Genomic DNA, 14,589 nt, shown 5'->3' on the forward strand with positions numbered 1-14,589 from the left:
CGCAATTGCGGAAGGTTTTTTATTTTTCGAGAACACTCATATTCAAATTATAAGCTTTCTCAATATTTAACTTGTACGTCCCATTTCCAGTTTTAATCGAATTTTTATACCAATGTTCTTGGTTGTTTAATTCTGGATGTTCTTCTGAAGAAGTATTTTCGTTTTTCGTTAAATCTTCTACTTGTTCCCAAGGTGTACTTCCATGTGTTTCTTTTTGATTCGTTACTGCTGTTAAAGATATATCACTTTCTTTTGCAAGATGGACAGACACTCTTGAGCTTTCCTGTACAAACCAATTATTTTGTAATTGACCTGGATAAAGAGATAGTTCGTTATTTGAAGCGCGGATTTCCACATTTTTATTTTGCGGAAGAACAAGCGTTGGTTTCACCTGTGGTGCTGAATTAAATAACGTATGCTGAACAGGTAATGATTTTAAAGTGATATACATCGTTTCTCCAGCCGTTTGAACTGAAAGGAAATCATCTCGTTTTAAATTGAGTTTTTCATTTGCTTTCGTTGTCATTTCATAAGTTCCCAAAAGATGAATTTGATTTGTATTATTTCCCTCTATCGTTAGAGGTTGATGTCCTGCATCTACTACGATTTTTTTGATAGATTCAGGTATATCAAATTGTCCGTCTGGAATATTACTCGTTTGCCTCGTTGTGTTAATAGAATGACGAACTTCTTCTAGTAATCCAGTTGATAATAAACAGTAAAAAGCAATTCCGACGCTTCCTAAAACGCCGATAAAGAAAATACTAAAAATATCATATTTAATAAATGATTGTTCCTTCTTAGAAAATAGAAGATATAGTAAAACTTCGGCTCCAAGTATGATAAGTAAAACTGGCCACCATGCAGTTAGTGTATCTAATACTTGAATTCCTTTTACGACTGAAAATAGTAAAAAGCATCCTAACGATATAATAGAAAGCCCCATTGAGAATGTTCCAACACGCCAAGTCCTCATTCGCTTGTCCCACCTTTGTTTTCTTTATTTCCAAGTAACAATTTAAAGCCGCCGCCAATTAAAAGGAACGCAACGATAGATGTTTGGAAATAGCGATAATATAGTTCACTAAGATGAATATTAAATATAGTTGCAAAATAATCATTCAAAATAGGAAGGACTGTTTGATTTAATAAATAATAACCACCGAGTGTAATTAATCCGATACCGATCCATCTTTGATGATTTATAAAATAATCGATAATGGGTTCGTCTTGAACTCGTTCTTTTCCGTATTTTGCTGTTTGCTGTAACGCATCAAAAAAGCTATAGAACCAAATGATTGGTACTAAAAACAAAAATGCAGAAAGTCTTAATAAGTCGAGTAAATAAATAGATAGTAAGAAGGCTGCCATAAGCTGAAGACCACGGCGTTGTAAGCCTAAATACATATGACCTGCTCCAGGGAACATCGCTAAAATAGAAGCAAATGTTTTACTTTTCTTTCCCTGCTCTTGATGTTCTTCAAAATCTTCGAAAATAGTACGGTCAATTAATTGCTCGTCGCGTTCTTTTTTCTGTAGTTGCTGAACAACGTCAAAGAAATTATAAATCCATAAAACAGGTAACGTAATAAGGAAGATAAGGAAACTTCCTTGAGATGTTAATAAAGTCACAAATATAATCATGCTGCCTAAGCCAGCGCAAGCGACTAAAAACGTAAGACCGCGTTGCATAAGTCCTAATTGGAAATGGCCAAGTCCAGGGATGATAGATAGGAGAATGATATAAAATCGTTCGCTCTCTTTAGAGGAATTTATCAATTCTCCAGCTTCTTGTTTTTTCGTTTGTTTTATAATGGTGATAACTAAATCTAGTAAGTTAATTGCCCATAGAACGGCTAGTAAAAATAGAGAAAGAAAAGCAATATCACGTTCTCTTACTACTATTGTACAAAATACTGCAAAGGAGAATAGAAATAAAGATCCTCCGCTATATAAAATAAACCGTCCTAGCTTTTTTAAGTATAAATGTCCAAGCCCAGGAATTAGCCCTAATACAAGTGCTAAAAAGGGATTTTTATTCATGCTTTGAACCTCCGTTCTTTTTGGATGTGTCTACCGATTTGTTTACAATTTGTTGTGAAATAGAAGACTCGTTATGTTTTGAAGATTTCTCGAAATTTGATGTCGCTGTAAAAATATATTGGAATAAACCACTTACCATAAAAATAATTGTAGCCGCAGTCGCAATTATGTAGTGAATGATTGTGCGCTTTAGTGAGTTTGTTTTTATATTTTTATTAGACTGTAGTGTTTCAAAATTAATTTGCGTCATAACTTCGTTCGTAAATGAATCATCATTTATCATTGGAAGGTTTTCATGTTGTTCATCAATACTTTCCATATAAAGTGCTAAACAATCATCACATTCATAAAGATGTTCTTCCATAGATTCACGTTCATTGCTTTCTATAAAATCTAATGTATAATTGCGCCAATCTTCTTTTGAATAATGCATCATAGAAACTCTTCCTCCTTCCAATGTTTTTTAATCCATTTTCGTGCCCGATACAGTTTCATTTCGACTGTTTTTACTTCGATGTTTTCCTGTAAAGCAATTTCTTGATAACTTTTTTCTTCTAAGTAATGTGCGAGAACGACGTCACGGTAATTTTCGGGAAGTTCTCTCAGTTTTTGAGCAATGAGTAATTTTTGCTCTTTCGTCAATAGTAAAGCTTCAATGTTATGAGAGGATTTTATATTTTCCTCTGTTTCTTTACATAAGGAGAGTTCTTCGTTTTCTCTAGCTTTCTTTCTCTTATAATCAATAGCGTGATTGGTGGCAATACGTGCCATCCACGTTTTTAATCCGCGAAATTGATAATTTGGGAGAGAGGTGTGAATTTTTACGAATACTTCTTGTGTAACATCTTTCGCATCTTCTTCATGTCTTAAAATAGAAAAGATAACTTGAAAAATATAATGACGATATGTTTGTACAAGGATACGAAAAGCATGCTCGCTTCCTTGCTTTGCTTTTTCAATTAATTGTTTTTCCTCAATCGGTCTCTCCCTCCTTTTTGACGCATTCTATTATATAGACGTAAAGAATGATAAGTCACCCTACACATATTGTAAAAAAAGAATAATATATTTTTTGTAGGAGAGCTAGATGAAAAAAGGTGTGAAAAAATGGTAAAGAGAAGTATATAATGAGCAAGTAGGAAATGTTACGGGAAGAAAGGATGTGAATGTTAGTAGGGGAAGGGCCATACTAACAAACATGAAAATTAAAATATTAATAGCGGATGATAACTCTTTTATTAGAGAAGGCATGAAAATTATTTTAAATACATACGAAGAGTTCGAAGTGGTAGATACTGTAAATGATGGGGAAGAAGCTGTAGCATATTGTAAAAAGCATGAAGTTGATATTGCTCTTTTAGATGTTCGTATGCCAAATATGAACGGTGTAGAGGCGACGAAGTTCATTTGTGAAGAGACGAAAACAAAACCGCTTATTTTAACGACGTTTGATGATGATGAGTATATTTTGGATGCAGTAAAAAACGGAGCGAAAGGTTATTTATTAAAAAATAACGATCCGGAGCGTATTCGTGATGCGATAAAAGGAGTATATAACGGTCAAACTGTTATGCAAGATGTTGTCCTCGATAAAATTAAGTCTAATTTAATGGAAAGTAAAGAGGAAGAATGTAAAATTGATAAGAGTCTTTTCACAGAAAGGGAGCTTAGTATTATCGCATTAATTGCAAAAGGTTTCTCAAATAAAGAAATTTCGAAACAGCTTTTTATATCTGAGGGAACAATTGCAAATTATATTACGTCAGTTTTAGGGAAAACTGGACTTGAACATCGCACACAAATTGCGATTTATTACTTAACAGGGAAAGTAGATTAATGATATGGAGTTTTGGTTAACTGTAAGTAAATTAATTGTCTTTTTATATATTGTGTTTAGTTATATTTACGCAAATGTAGCAAATTTACCATGGGTTATATTTACATTACTTATTTACCTCTCTGTAAACGTAATGATTTCTATATTTAAAAAAGATATGTATAAAAAAATATTAATCTGTATGTCCATTGGCATAGTTATGTTATTTACATGGAGGGTTCATCCATTTTTTATTTTGTTTTTACCTTTGAACTTATACGAAATTACATTCCATTACATAGAAAAGAATTGGCCACGCTTTGTCGTTATGATGCTCCCAATTACGATTGCAGATGAAAGTATTCGAATGACTTATGGATTAATTGTTGCATTTTCTTTTCTCGTTTTAACTATGGCAGATCGATATATATCGCGTGTAGTAAAGCTTGAATCGCAAAATGATAAGATGCGAAAAGATATGCAACGACTTACGAAAAGCTTACATGAAAATAAAGAGTACATAAGACAATCTGAATACACATTTAAGCTAGAAGAGAGAAATCGGTTATCGCAAGAAATTCATGATAAAATTGGTCACTCGATGACGGGTGCACTTATTCAAATGGAAGCAGCAAAAAGATTAATGGAAATAGATAAAGAAAAATCTGCGGAGTTATTACAAAATGCAATTCACATTTCAAAAGATGGAATTGAAAGTATTCGCATTACATTAAAAAATATGAAGCCACCAACTGAGCAAATTGGCATTCATCGTATGAAATTATTCATAGAGGAATTTGCCGGTAAGAATGATGTGAATATTCCTTTTGTATACAAAGGGAACTTAGATATGATTTCTCCCATTCAGTGGAAAATTATCGGTGAAAATGTTACAGAAGCACTAACAAATGCAATGAAATATGCTGATGCGACAGTTATTTCTATAGATATTCATGTGCTTAACAAGATGGTTAAGGTGCAAGTGAAGGATAACGGGAAAGGCGCAGCTTTTGTTAAGAAAGGTCTCGGTATTATGGGGATGGAGGAGCGAACAGCATCAGTAAACGGAAAAATTATTGTAGATGGAACAAGTGGTTTTTCAGTGACAATGTTGTTTCCGATATAAGAGAATGGGATGAAGATGAACCATCTCATATGAAAAAAGTGAATATTCTCATGTGAAAAGAATGAATTTCTGCACTGAGCAGGTTCATTCTTTTTGTTTATAATAACAGCAGAGAAACCGAAATAGGGGTGAAATGATGAATACATTAGAAATTAAAAATTTAACGAAAAAATTTGGTGATTTCATCGCAGTTGATAATATGTCTTTATCTATTAAAGAAGGAGAAATATTTGGCTTTTTAGGATCAAATGGTGCTGGTAAGAGTACAACGATAAATATGATTGCTGGTTTGTTAAGAAGTAATGAAGGTGAAATTAGCATATTAGGAAAAAATATAAAGAAACATAATCGATTTGCGAAAATGAATATCGGTATTGTTCCGCAAGATATTGCGATTTATGAAGAGCTAACTGCCTATGAAAATGTGAAATTCTTTGCTGGGTTGTACGGATTACGAGGAGCCGAATTAAAAGCTAGGGTAGAGGAAGCTCTTCAATTTGTAGGACTTAGTGATAAACAGAAAAGCTATCCGAAGAACTTTTCTGGCGGGATGAAAAGAAGATTGAATATTGCTTGTGCAATTGCACATAGACCGAAATTAATTATTATGGATGAGCCGACAGTAGGAATTGATCCACAGTCAAGAAACTACATTTTGCAGTCAGTACGTAAATTAAATGAAATGGGAAGTACAATTATTTATACGAGTCATTACATGGAAGAGGTAGAAGAGATTTGTACGAAAATAGCGATAGTAGATCACGGTAAAGTAATTGCAGAAGGTACGAAAGAACAGTTAAAAGCAATTATTACTGACACGAAAGATATTTGGATTGAAGTGAAATCGGTAGAGAATTTAGATGTAGAAAAATTAAAAGAGATAAACGGTGTGAAAGCAGTTCAAATTGAAGAAAACGTAATTAAAGTGAATTCTGATGCGGGATTAAATAATTTAAATAAAATCATTCAACACTGTATCAATCATGATATTGAAATTCGTTCATTAGAGGAGCAGGCTCCCAACTTAGAAACAGTATTCCTTACATTGACAGGAAGAAACTTACGAGATAAATAAAAAGTAAATGAAGAAAAGGTAAAGGGAGGTTCATCAATTGAACATCTTCAATATTGCAATTATGCATATTAAAAGAGATTTCAGAGACGTAAGAACTTTAGTTTTTATGTTAGCATTTCCGATTGTGCTTATGCTTGTGTTAGGAACAGCGTTAACCAACGCATTTAATAGTGATAGTCATTCGATTAAAGATATACAAGTGCTATATAAAGATGAAGCGAGTAGCACGTTTTCTCAATCATTTGAAGCATTTACGAAAGAAGTGGATAAATCAGGTATTCATTTTAAAAAAGCTTCCGGTAGTATAGATGGGAAAGAAGAAGTGAAGCAAAATAAATATGCCGCTTATGTAGAGTTAAATAAAGATGGTGCAAAATTTTATGGGAGTGACAAAAGTAGTATTGAGGGAAGTATTGTGGAAGGAATGCTTACAACATTTGTTGATAAGTACAATGTAGCGGTCGAAGTTGCAAAAGTAGATCCTACTAAGGTTAGTACGGTTATTTCAAACGGAAATCATAATGATTATATAAAAGAAACATCTTTACAAGCTGCGAAAAAACCAGGTTCTATGGATTACTATGCGGTTGTAATGACAACGATGATTGCACTATATGCTGCGATGGGAGCGAGTTCTTTAATTCGAGGAGAACGAATACGTAAAACAGGAGATCGTCTCATTGCTGCACCTATAAGTAAAGCTGAAATATTCATTGGAAAAGTACTTGGTAGCCTAGTAGCAAATGCCCTGTGCATATTACTCGTCATGTTATTTAGTAAATTTGTTTTTCAAGCGAATTGGGGCGACCATCTTGGAATTATATTTCTTATTTTATTAACACAAGTCTTTCTAGCAATTAGCTTCGGTTTAGGAATCGGATATATCACGAAAACAGCTGAAGCGTCTAGGGCAATTATTATGGTTGTTGTGCAATTAGCTTCTATTTTTGGAGGTGCATATTTCGTAGTAGAAGAAAATTTCGTTACGAATTTATCGCCATTAACTTGGGCAAATACAGCTGTTATGAAAATTATTTATGCAAATGATGTAGGGGCAGCACTACCAGTCATTTCTTTAAACATTGGAATTTCAGCACTCTTTTTATTAATTGCAATTATTGCATTACGTAGACGGGAGGGGCTATAGCATGAAGGATATTTTATGGCTCATACAAAAAACGTTATCTGTGCTTTTGAAAAATAAAAAAAGTTTACTCATTATAATTAGCTTGCCGATAATAGGGACGCTCATTTCCTTTTCGATATACGGAAATGCAGGGCAAGGAACGTTAAATATCGGGATTGTAAATAAAGAAAATGAGCCAATAGCAAATGATACGATAAAGTTTTTAGAAGGATTAAATCATGTGAATGTGAGTAAGGTTAAGGAGTCTGAAGTAGAAGATAAACTCACTTCCAAAAAACTTGATGGAGTTATTACATTAGATTCTGGTTTTTCAAAAAGTGTTCGAGAAGGGAAACCAGAGCATATTGAAATTTCATCGATTAAAGGTGATCAAGTAACAGGATTTATAAAATCATATTTATATAATTATATTGATAATATAGCAGCTATTAGTAAAGTAGCAGGAACAGATCAAAGTACATTCGACAATATGTACGCAGGGTATCAAAAAAGTTCATTTAAAATGAAAACTGAGACGCTAGAAGATACTTCGAAAAATAAAGATATGACAAATCAAACGATGGGTTACCTTATTATGTTTATGCTGTTTTCAGCAGCGAACTTATCAGGTCATATTTTAAAAGAAAAAGAGAATAGAACGTACTTTAGACTATTATCAACGCCGATAGATGGGAAGAAGTTCATATTATCTAATGTCGGGGTAAATATGATAATACTAACAGTACAAATTTTGATTACAATCCTATTCCTAACGAATGTTTTTCATACGAATATCAATATGCCTTTCATAGTGATGATGGGCGTACTAATGCTATTTGCATTAATCGCAATTGGAATATCATTAGTCCTTGTAGCTTTTTCGAAAAACTCAGCATCGGCAAATGCGATGCAAAACATGGTCATTGTACCAACATGCTTACTAGCGGGTTGTTATTTCCCATATGACATTATGCCAAGTGCAGTACAAAAAGTAGCTAATTTTCTTCCACAGCGCTGGTTGTTAGACACAGTATCGAAACTACAACAAGGAATACCATTCTCGGAGTTGTATTTAAACATTTTAATTTTATTCGCTTTCGCAATTGCATTCTTCTTAATTGCTATTTATAAGTTTGGAAGAAATAATGATGCGAGGAATTTTGTTTAATGTGAAAAGGTGTGGCTTAATGCCATACCTTTTTTTGGAATTTAGAGTATCTTTTGTAGTATAGGAATGCTTTTGTAGAGCACTTCGTTATGTGAAGCATGCAAAACATATTTATTTCCCTCTAGAAGAAAAACGCTATGTAGAACAGCGTTACCGTCACCATGTTTTGTAAGTAAATCACCGACGACTTTGCCGTCTGTCCATTTCAGTTTGGAATGTGAAGGGACGACTTGTAAATATTGAATTGTTTCCTCTCCATCTCCGGCAATGAGTGTCGTTTCAATATTTCTTTTTTGTATAATAAATCTATTTTCATTTAATGTATCGAGGAAAGGGTTTTTCGTTTTCATCTTACTATAAGGAAGAAATGTAATAGAAGAGCCGGATCTTATAAATAAATAATTTCCGTAATCTTTACAAGGAATAACATCTTGTAATCCTGGAAAGTAAATGTGTATCGCCTCAACTTTATTCATTTTATGTAAGATGCTTAAGTAACAAATATATTGTTCCACATAAAAATGAACGATATTTATTTTAGAAGAGGCATGGATAGGGAGAGTACCTCCAGTCCAATAACTATAATTTGGTGAAGATCCAGCGTTTGGTGTGCAGAGTATTATAAGCTGATTCACATCATTTTTATATGTTGCACTTTGAACGTAAGAACGTCCAAGAAGGCCGCCCATACTATGACAAATTAGATTTAGTTTATCGCAACCTGTAATCTTTTTAGCATAAGCAATCGTTTGTAATAAATATTTTTGTGTAGAAAAAACAATACGCTGCCGCCAGTCATAAAAACAGATGAACAAATCTTTATTTCGTTCGTACCCCATACTTTCTAGCATCATGATGAATGGTTCGTAAACAAATGCAGAAAGTCCAAAACTCCAATTACCAGTGCCGGGAATAATAATATTGCTCATTGAACCGAAAAGACCTGGGATAAAAACAATAGGAGTTTTTCCTTTTCTCATATTCGTATCTCCTTTAACTGTTTAGTATCAATAAAAATAAGAAATACATTTCGTATGAAAACATATTTAAATGAAACACTACGAAATAGTAAGGAATATGATTGGAAGGAAATCAAAATGATTAAAAAAATATTGCGAGTTACTTCTATTGCTATTGCTATTTTCGTTTTTATTTTAATATGGATGCATATCGATGTTACCTTAGGTAGGAAAATGGAAGCTGGGAAAAACATGCCGACAGAGTATGCGCCTCATTATAGTGACTTTCAATTATATGTAGAAGGGAAGCCTTTTTATAAACAATTATTTACTGATATAAGAGAAGCGAAAAGCTCCATCTACACTTATTTCTTCATTTTGTCGGATGATAAAAGTAGTCATACTTTTTTAAACTTATTAAAAGAGAAGGCAAAAGAAGGAGTAAACGTCTATTTATCAGTTGATCGCATTAATGATTTATCATTTGAAAGAAAGGTGATAAATGAATTGCGGAAAAGTGGTGTACATTTTACATATAGTAGAAAACCTACATTGCCATTCGGATTTTATTCACTTCACCATCGTAATCATCGCCGTATTACGACGATTGATGGGGAGATTGGCTATACAGGCGGATTTAATATAGGAGATGAGTACTTAGGGAAAGATAAGCGATTTGGATATTGGCGTGATTATCATGTACGACTTAAAGGAGAAGGAGCAAAAGATTTAGAACAGCAATTCGCTTTAGACTGGAAACGAGATACGAAAGAAGAGATAAAGAGAAGTACGAATAAAGCTAGTAAAGGGAATACATTACATACTATGACTAGTTACAATGGGCATTACGTTGCTGAAAAGTATATAGAGCTCATAAAACAAGCTCAGCACTCCATTGTAATTGCAACGCCGTATTTTATAGCAAAAAATAAAGAATCCATGAATGCTTTAATCGCAGCACAAAAGCGTGGTGTTACAGTAAAAATACTTTGGTCATATAAACCAGATCTACCTCTTATAAAAGAAGCGGCGTATCCATACATACGTCAAGCTGTTAATAATGGGATTACTGTATATGGGTATAAAAAAGGAATGTTCCATGGCAAATTAATGCTTATTGATAATGAATTAACCGTTATTGGTACAACAAACTTTACTTCGCGTAGCTTCAATATAAATGATGAAATGAATTTTTATATTTATGGTGGTCCTATTGTAGGACAAGTTAATAAGGCGTTAACAGAGGATTTTCATGATTCGAAAGAAATGACGAAAGAGTTTTTTGAAAAGTTATCTTTTTGGGAGCGTTGTAAGGAGAAAGTGGCGGGATTGGTTGACTTCTATTTGTGATGATGAATTAGGAAAGGGTGCCTACAAAAGACACCCTTTTTTGGTGGGAAATCATTATTTTTCATGCACCAACATCGTAACATCATCATTAATCAACGTCCCCACATGTTCGCCTAAACATATTTTTTTCATGACTCCAGGCTCATCAAAGTTAAAGACATGTGCTGGTAAATTGTAGTCCCGGGCAAGCAGTAATGCCGCTTGATCCATAACTTGTATATTTTGTCTAACGACATCATTATAGTTTAGTTTGCTGTACATTTTTGCTGATTTGTTATGCTTCGGATCACTTGTAAAAACGCCATCGACACCCTGTTTTGCGACTAATATGGCATCACTATTCATTTCAATGGCTCTTTGTACACTTGGATAATCTGTCGTCACGAACGGTTGCCCGTTTCCGCCTCCAAAGATAACGATATAACCGTTATCTAAATGGTGGACTGCACGCAAGCGAATGTATGGTTCAGCTACTGCATTAAATGGAATGGACGTCATAACACGTACTTCTCTATTTGTTTTACTTGTTAAAACACCGCGAAGCATTAAGCTGTTAATGATTGTACCTAACGTACCGATATTATCAGCTTCTACGCGATCGATTCCCCATTCTTCAGCTAGATGCCCCCTAAAAATGTTACCGCCACCGATGACGATGGATACTTCGATACCTAAATCAACAATGGATAAAATTTCGTTTGCGATATGTTCTAATCGTTTGGAGTTAAAGCTATTTCCAGTTTGATCGGCAAGTGCACCGCCGCTTAATTTAATTAAGACACGTTTATATGGTCTCATAACAATTCCCCCTATATAGATCGCAATAAAAAAGGAACAAAGGCGAATGCCTTTGTTCCTTTTTAAGAAAATGAAAAAGAAAAGAAGAAGATAGGACGAAGTGCTTTGTATAGTTTTTCATAACATCCACTCCTTTTCATTTTGATTTGTTTTAAGTATATATCTTTTTGATTATACGAAACAATCTGATTACTTATCAAGTTTATTTTATCGTTTTTTAACAAAATGGTGTCAATGAAAAAAAGAAGAAAAATATTTGAATTTTTTGTGACGAACTTGTAGGTTTTTGTATGATTTTGTAGGTTCGCTTATAAGATGTGTGAGTAGCTTTTATAAATTCAAATTGAAAGCGTTCGCATGAAGGGGATGAACATAAATGAAAAAATTCGGATTGGCAACACAAATTTTTGTCGCGCTTGTTTTAGGGATTGTAGTAGGGGCAGTCTTTTATGGCAATAAAACGGCGATTTCTTATATCACACCAATTGGGGATATATTTATTCACTTAATTAAGATGATTGTAGTACCAATTGTTATTTCAGCATTAATTGTTGCAGTAGCTGGTGTAGGAGATATGAAGAAGCTTGGGAAACTGGGTGGTAAGACAATTCTTTATTTCGAAATTATTACGACGATTGCTATTTTAATGGGATTACTTGCAGCGAATATATTCCAACCAGGTACTGGCGTTGATATGAGTAATTTACAGCAAAGTGATATTTCTTCTTATAAACAGACTGCAGATGCAACAGAGAAGAAAGGTTTTGCTGAGACAATTGTTCACATTGTACCGAAAAACGTATTTGAATCGATTGCACAAGGTGACCTATTACCGATTATATTCTTCTCAGTATTATTCGGCTTAGGAGTTGCGGCAATTGGAGAAAAAGGAAAGCCAGTCTTTAACTTCTTTGAAGGCGTACTCGAAGCCATGTTTTGGGTTACAAATCAAGTTATGAAATTTGCACCATTTGGTGTATTCGCATTAATTGCCGTTACGGTTGCAAAATTTGGTGTAGCAACATTACTTCCGCTAGGAAAACTAGTGCTAGCTGTATACGTAACTGTTATACTATTCGTTGTGATTGTATTAGGTATTAATGCACGAATGGTTGGAGTAAACATTTTTACATTAATGAAAATTTTAAAAGAAGAACTGATTCTTTCGTTTACAACAGCAAGTTCAGAAGCTGTTTTACCTAATATAATGAGAAAAATGGAAGAGTTCGGTTGTCCAAAGGCAGTTGCCTCTTTCGTAATTCCGACAGGTTATACATTTAACTTGACTGGATCGGCTATTTATCAAGCGTTAGCGGCATTGTTTGTTGCACAAATGTACGGTGTGCACATGTCACTAACGGAGCAAATAACGTTATTATTCGTTCTCATGTTAACATCCAAAGGTATGGCGGGAGTTCCAGGTGCATCGTTCGTTGTTGTATTAGCAACGTTAGGTTCAATGGGGTTACCACTAGAAGGTATCGCATTAATTGCGGGAATTGACCGCATTTTAGATATGATTCGCTCATCTGTCAATGTATTAGGAAATGCATTAGCGGCCATTGTTATGTCGAAGTGGGAAGGCGAATTCGATAATGAGAAAGCAAAACAATATGTAGAAACAGTCAAAGAAACAAAAGCAGCATAAGAAATCGTTAAGGAGTGAATAATCATGGCAACATTAACTGAAGTTAAAAATGGTGTTCGAATTGAAAAAGATTTTTTAGGTGAAAAAGAAGTACCAAACTATGCATACTACGGCGTACAAACAATGCGTGCAGTTGAAAACTTCCCAATTACAGGATACAAAATCCATGAAGGTTTAATTAAAGCGTTCGCAATTGTAAAAAAAGCAGCAGCGCTTGCGAATACAGATGTAGGAAGATTGGAATTAAACAAGGGCGGTGTAATCGCAGAAGCTGCTCAAGAAATTCTTGATGGAAAATGGCATGATCATTTCATCGTAGATCCAATTCAGGGCGGAGCAGGTACTTCAATGAACATGAATGCAAATGAAGTCATTGCCAATCGTGCTCTTGAATTATTAGGAATGGAAAAGGGAGACTATCATTATATTAGTCCAAATAGTCATGTAAATATGGCCCAATCAACAAATGATGCATTCCCAACGGCGATTCATATCGCAACATTAAATGCATTAGAAGGCTTATTACAAACGATGGGTTATATGCATGATGTATTTGAATTAAAAGCAGAACAGTTTGACCATGTTATTAAAATGGGTCGTACACATTTACAAGATGCGGTGCCAATCCGTCTTGGACAAGAATTTAAAGCATACTCTCGCGTACTTGAACGTGATATGAAACGAATTCAACAATCGCGTCAACATTTATATGAAGTAAATATGGGGGCAACTGCAGTTGGTACAGGCTTAAATGCAGATCCAGAATATATTGAAGCAGTTGTAAAACATTTAGCTGCAATTAGTGAATTACCGCTTGTTGGTGCAGAAGATTTAGTAGATGCAACGCAAAATACGGATGCTTATACTGAAGTATCTGCAGCGCTTAAAGTATGTATGATGAATATGTCTAAAATTGCAAATGACCTTCGCTTAATGGCATCAGGTCCACGTGTTGGTTTAGCGGAAATTATGTTACCAGCTCGTCAACCAGGTTCTTCTATTATGCCAGGGAAAGTAAACCCTGTTATGCCAGAAGTTATTAATCAAATTGCGTTCCAAGTAATAGGTAATGATCATACAATTTGCCTTGCTTCAGAAGCAGGACAATTAGAATTAAACGTGATGGAACCAGTACTTGTTTTCAACTTACTGCAATCGATTAGCATTATGAATAACGGTTTCCGTGCCTTTACAGATAATTGCTTAAAAGGAATTGAAGCGAATGAAGATCGCTTAAAAGAGTATGTTGAGAAAAGTGTAGGAATTATTACAGCCGTGAACCCTCATATCGGTTATGAAGCAGCAGCTCGCGTTGCGAAAGAAGCAATTGCAACAGGCCAATCCGTTCGAGAACTTTGTGTGAAAAATGGTGTATTGTCACAAGAAGACTTAGAGTTAATTCTAGATCCATTCGAGATGACACACCCAGGGATTGCAGGAGCAACTCTTTTAAAGAAAAATTAAAAGAAGAGGGGGACAA

Annotated in this window: 14 protein-coding genes; 8 read left to right on the forward strand and 6 right to left on the reverse strand. The window is 34.3% G+C overall.

Annotated elements, in window-relative coordinates; all coding sequences use genetic code 11:
• Nucleotides 1-19: 19 nt before the first annotated feature.
• The 4 genes from exsE to ACTFRU_RS11980 are packed head-to-tail and all read right to left on the reverse strand — an operon-like array spanning nt 20 to nt 3,021.
• Entirely contained in the window at nt 20-976 is a 957-nt protein-coding gene (gene exsE / locus ACTFRU_RS11965) for an exosporium protein ExsE (RefSeq protein WP_001261426.1), read from the reverse strand.
• Nucleotides 973-2,043 (reverse strand): hypothetical protein, encoded by a 1,071-nt coding sequence (locus tag ACTFRU_RS11970; RefSeq protein ID WP_166694884.1) that lies wholly within the window; start codon nt 2,041-2,043, stop codon nt 973-975. Before ACTFRU_RS11970 ends, exsE begins: the two co-directional genes overlap by 4 nt.
• Entirely contained in the window at nt 2,036-2,479 is a 444-nt protein-coding gene (locus ACTFRU_RS11975; protein WP_000972345.1) for a hypothetical protein, read from the reverse strand. The genes ACTFRU_RS11970 and ACTFRU_RS11975 overlap by 8 nt, the downstream gene beginning before the upstream one ends.
• Complete coding sequence (locus tag ACTFRU_RS11980; protein WP_306418681.1) at nt 2,476-3,021, reverse strand: RNA polymerase sigma factor; 546 nt, start codon at nt 3,019-3,021, stop codon at nt 2,476-2,478. The genes ACTFRU_RS11975 and ACTFRU_RS11980 overlap by 4 nt, the downstream gene beginning before the upstream one ends.
• Before the next feature lie 220 nt (nt 3,022-3,241).
• Here ACTFRU_RS11980 and ACTFRU_RS11985 point away from each other — a divergent pair, with 220 nt between their 5' ends.
• The 5 genes from ACTFRU_RS11985 (at nt 3,242) to ACTFRU_RS12005 (ending at nt 8,354) form a co-directional block, all read left to right on the forward strand.
• Nucleotides 3,242-3,880 (forward strand): response regulator transcription factor, encoded by a 639-nt coding sequence (locus ACTFRU_RS11985; protein ID WP_000694093.1) that lies wholly within the window; start codon nt 3,242-3,244, stop codon nt 3,878-3,880.
• Nucleotides 3,881-3,884: 4 nt separating this feature from the next.
• Nucleotides 3,885-4,985, forward strand: a complete 1,101-nt coding sequence (locus tag ACTFRU_RS11990; RefSeq protein ID WP_000397683.1) for a sensor histidine kinase — start codon at nt 3,885-3,887, stop codon at nt 4,983-4,985.
• A gap of 136 nt (nt 4,986-5,121) precedes the next feature.
• Entirely contained in the window at nt 5,122-6,060 is a 939-nt protein-coding gene (locus ACTFRU_RS11995) for an ABC transporter ATP-binding protein (protein ID WP_001093818.1), read from the forward strand.
• Between the two features lie 37 nt (nt 6,061-6,097).
• The gene (locus ACTFRU_RS12000; protein ID WP_001020156.1) at nt 6,098-7,207 is read left to right on the forward strand and encodes an ABC transporter permease; all 1,110 of its coding nucleotides are present in this window, start codon (nt 6,098-6,100) and stop codon (nt 7,205-7,207) included.
• Nucleotide 7,208: 1 nt separating this feature from the next.
• The gene (locus ACTFRU_RS12005) at nt 7,209-8,354 is read left to right on the forward strand and encodes an ABC transporter permease (protein WP_000651881.1); all 1,146 of its coding nucleotides are present in this window, start codon (nt 7,209-7,211) and stop codon (nt 8,352-8,354) included.
• A gap of 41 nt (nt 8,355-8,395) precedes the next feature.
• Here ACTFRU_RS12005 and ACTFRU_RS12010 read toward each other — a convergent pair whose 3' ends face one another.
• Nucleotides 8,396-9,334, reverse strand: coding sequence for an esterase/lipase family protein (locus tag ACTFRU_RS12010; protein ID WP_001225397.1), 939 nt, complete (start codon nt 9,332-9,334; stop codon nt 8,396-8,398).
• A 117-nt stretch (nt 9,335-9,451) separates the two neighbouring features.
• Here ACTFRU_RS12010 and cls point away from each other — a divergent pair, with 117 nt between their 5' ends.
• Nucleotides 9,452-10,663, forward strand: a complete 1,212-nt coding sequence (gene cls, locus ACTFRU_RS12015) for a cardiolipin synthase (RefSeq protein ID WP_048656979.1) — start codon at nt 9,452-9,454, stop codon at nt 10,661-10,663.
• Between the two features lie 54 nt (nt 10,664-10,717).
• Here cls and pyrH read toward each other — a convergent pair whose 3' ends face one another.
• Nucleotides 10,718-11,461, reverse strand: coding sequence for a UMP kinase (pyrH, locus tag ACTFRU_RS12020; protein WP_001248059.1), 744 nt, complete (start codon nt 11,459-11,461; stop codon nt 10,718-10,720).
• Between the two features lie 376 nt (nt 11,462-11,837).
• Here pyrH and ACTFRU_RS12025 point away from each other — a divergent pair, with 376 nt between their 5' ends.
• Together ACTFRU_RS12025 and aspA are read left to right on the forward strand one after the other, a co-directional pair.
• A complete protein-coding gene (locus ACTFRU_RS12025) occupies nt 11,838-13,109 on the forward strand; it encodes a cation:dicarboxylate symporter family transporter (RefSeq protein WP_000713293.1) in 1,272 nt (423 codons plus the stop codon).
• Between the two features lie 24 nt (nt 13,110-13,133).
• A complete protein-coding gene (gene aspA / locus ACTFRU_RS12030) occupies nt 13,134-14,573 on the forward strand; it encodes an aspartate ammonia-lyase (protein ID WP_016122264.1) in 1,440 nt (479 codons plus the stop codon).
• Nucleotides 14,574-14,589: the final 16 nt, after the last annotated feature.

This window comes from Bacillus cereus group sp. MYBK220-1, from assembly GCF_051916445.1.
GTDB classification, from domain to species: Bacteria; Bacillota; Bacilli; order Bacillales; family Bacillaceae_G; genus Bacillus_A; species Bacillus_A cereus.

What these genes read in the sequence shown, in the direction of transcription:
- exsE (WP_001261426.1), bottom strand. Translation starts at nt 976, where the DNA reads ATGAGGACTTGGCGTGTTGGAACATTCTCAATGGGGCTTTCTATTATA.
- ACTFRU_RS11970 (WP_166694884.1), bottom strand. Translation starts at nt 2,043, where the DNA reads ATGAATAAAAATCCCTTTTTAGCACTTGTATTAGGGCTAATTCCTGGG.
- ACTFRU_RS11975 (WP_000972345.1), bottom strand. Translation starts at nt 2,479, where the DNA reads ATGATGCATTATTCAAAAGAAGATTGGCGCAATTATACATTAGATTTT.
- ACTFRU_RS11985 (WP_000694093.1), top strand. Translation starts at nt 3,242, where the DNA reads ATGAAAATTAAAATATTAATAGCGGATGATAACTCTTTTATTAGAGAA.
- ACTFRU_RS11990 (WP_000397683.1), top strand. Translation starts at nt 3,885, where the DNA reads ATGGAGTTTTGGTTAACTGTAAGTAAATTAATTGTCTTTTTATATATT.
- ACTFRU_RS11995 (WP_001093818.1), top strand. Translation starts at nt 5,122, where the DNA reads ATGAATACATTAGAAATTAAAAATTTAACGAAAAAATTTGGTGATTTC.
- ACTFRU_RS12005 (WP_000651881.1), top strand. Translation starts at nt 7,209, where the DNA reads ATGAAGGATATTTTATGGCTCATACAAAAAACGTTATCTGTGCTTTTG.
- ACTFRU_RS12010 (WP_001225397.1), bottom strand. Translation starts at nt 9,334, where the DNA reads ATGAGAAAAGGAAAAACTCCTATTGTTTTTATCCCAGGTCTTTTCGGT.
- cls (WP_048656979.1), top strand. Translation starts at nt 9,452, where the DNA reads ATGATTAAAAAAATATTGCGAGTTACTTCTATTGCTATTGCTATTTTC.
- pyrH (WP_001248059.1), bottom strand. Translation starts at nt 11,461, where the DNA reads ATGAGACCATATAAACGTGTCTTAATTAAATTAAGCGGCGGTGCACTT.
- ACTFRU_RS12025 (WP_000713293.1), top strand. Translation starts at nt 11,838, where the DNA reads ATGAAAAAATTCGGATTGGCAACACAAATTTTTGTCGCGCTTGTTTTA.
- aspA (WP_016122264.1), top strand. Translation starts at nt 13,134, where the DNA reads ATGGCAACATTAACTGAAGTTAAAAATGGTGTTCGAATTGAAAAAGAT.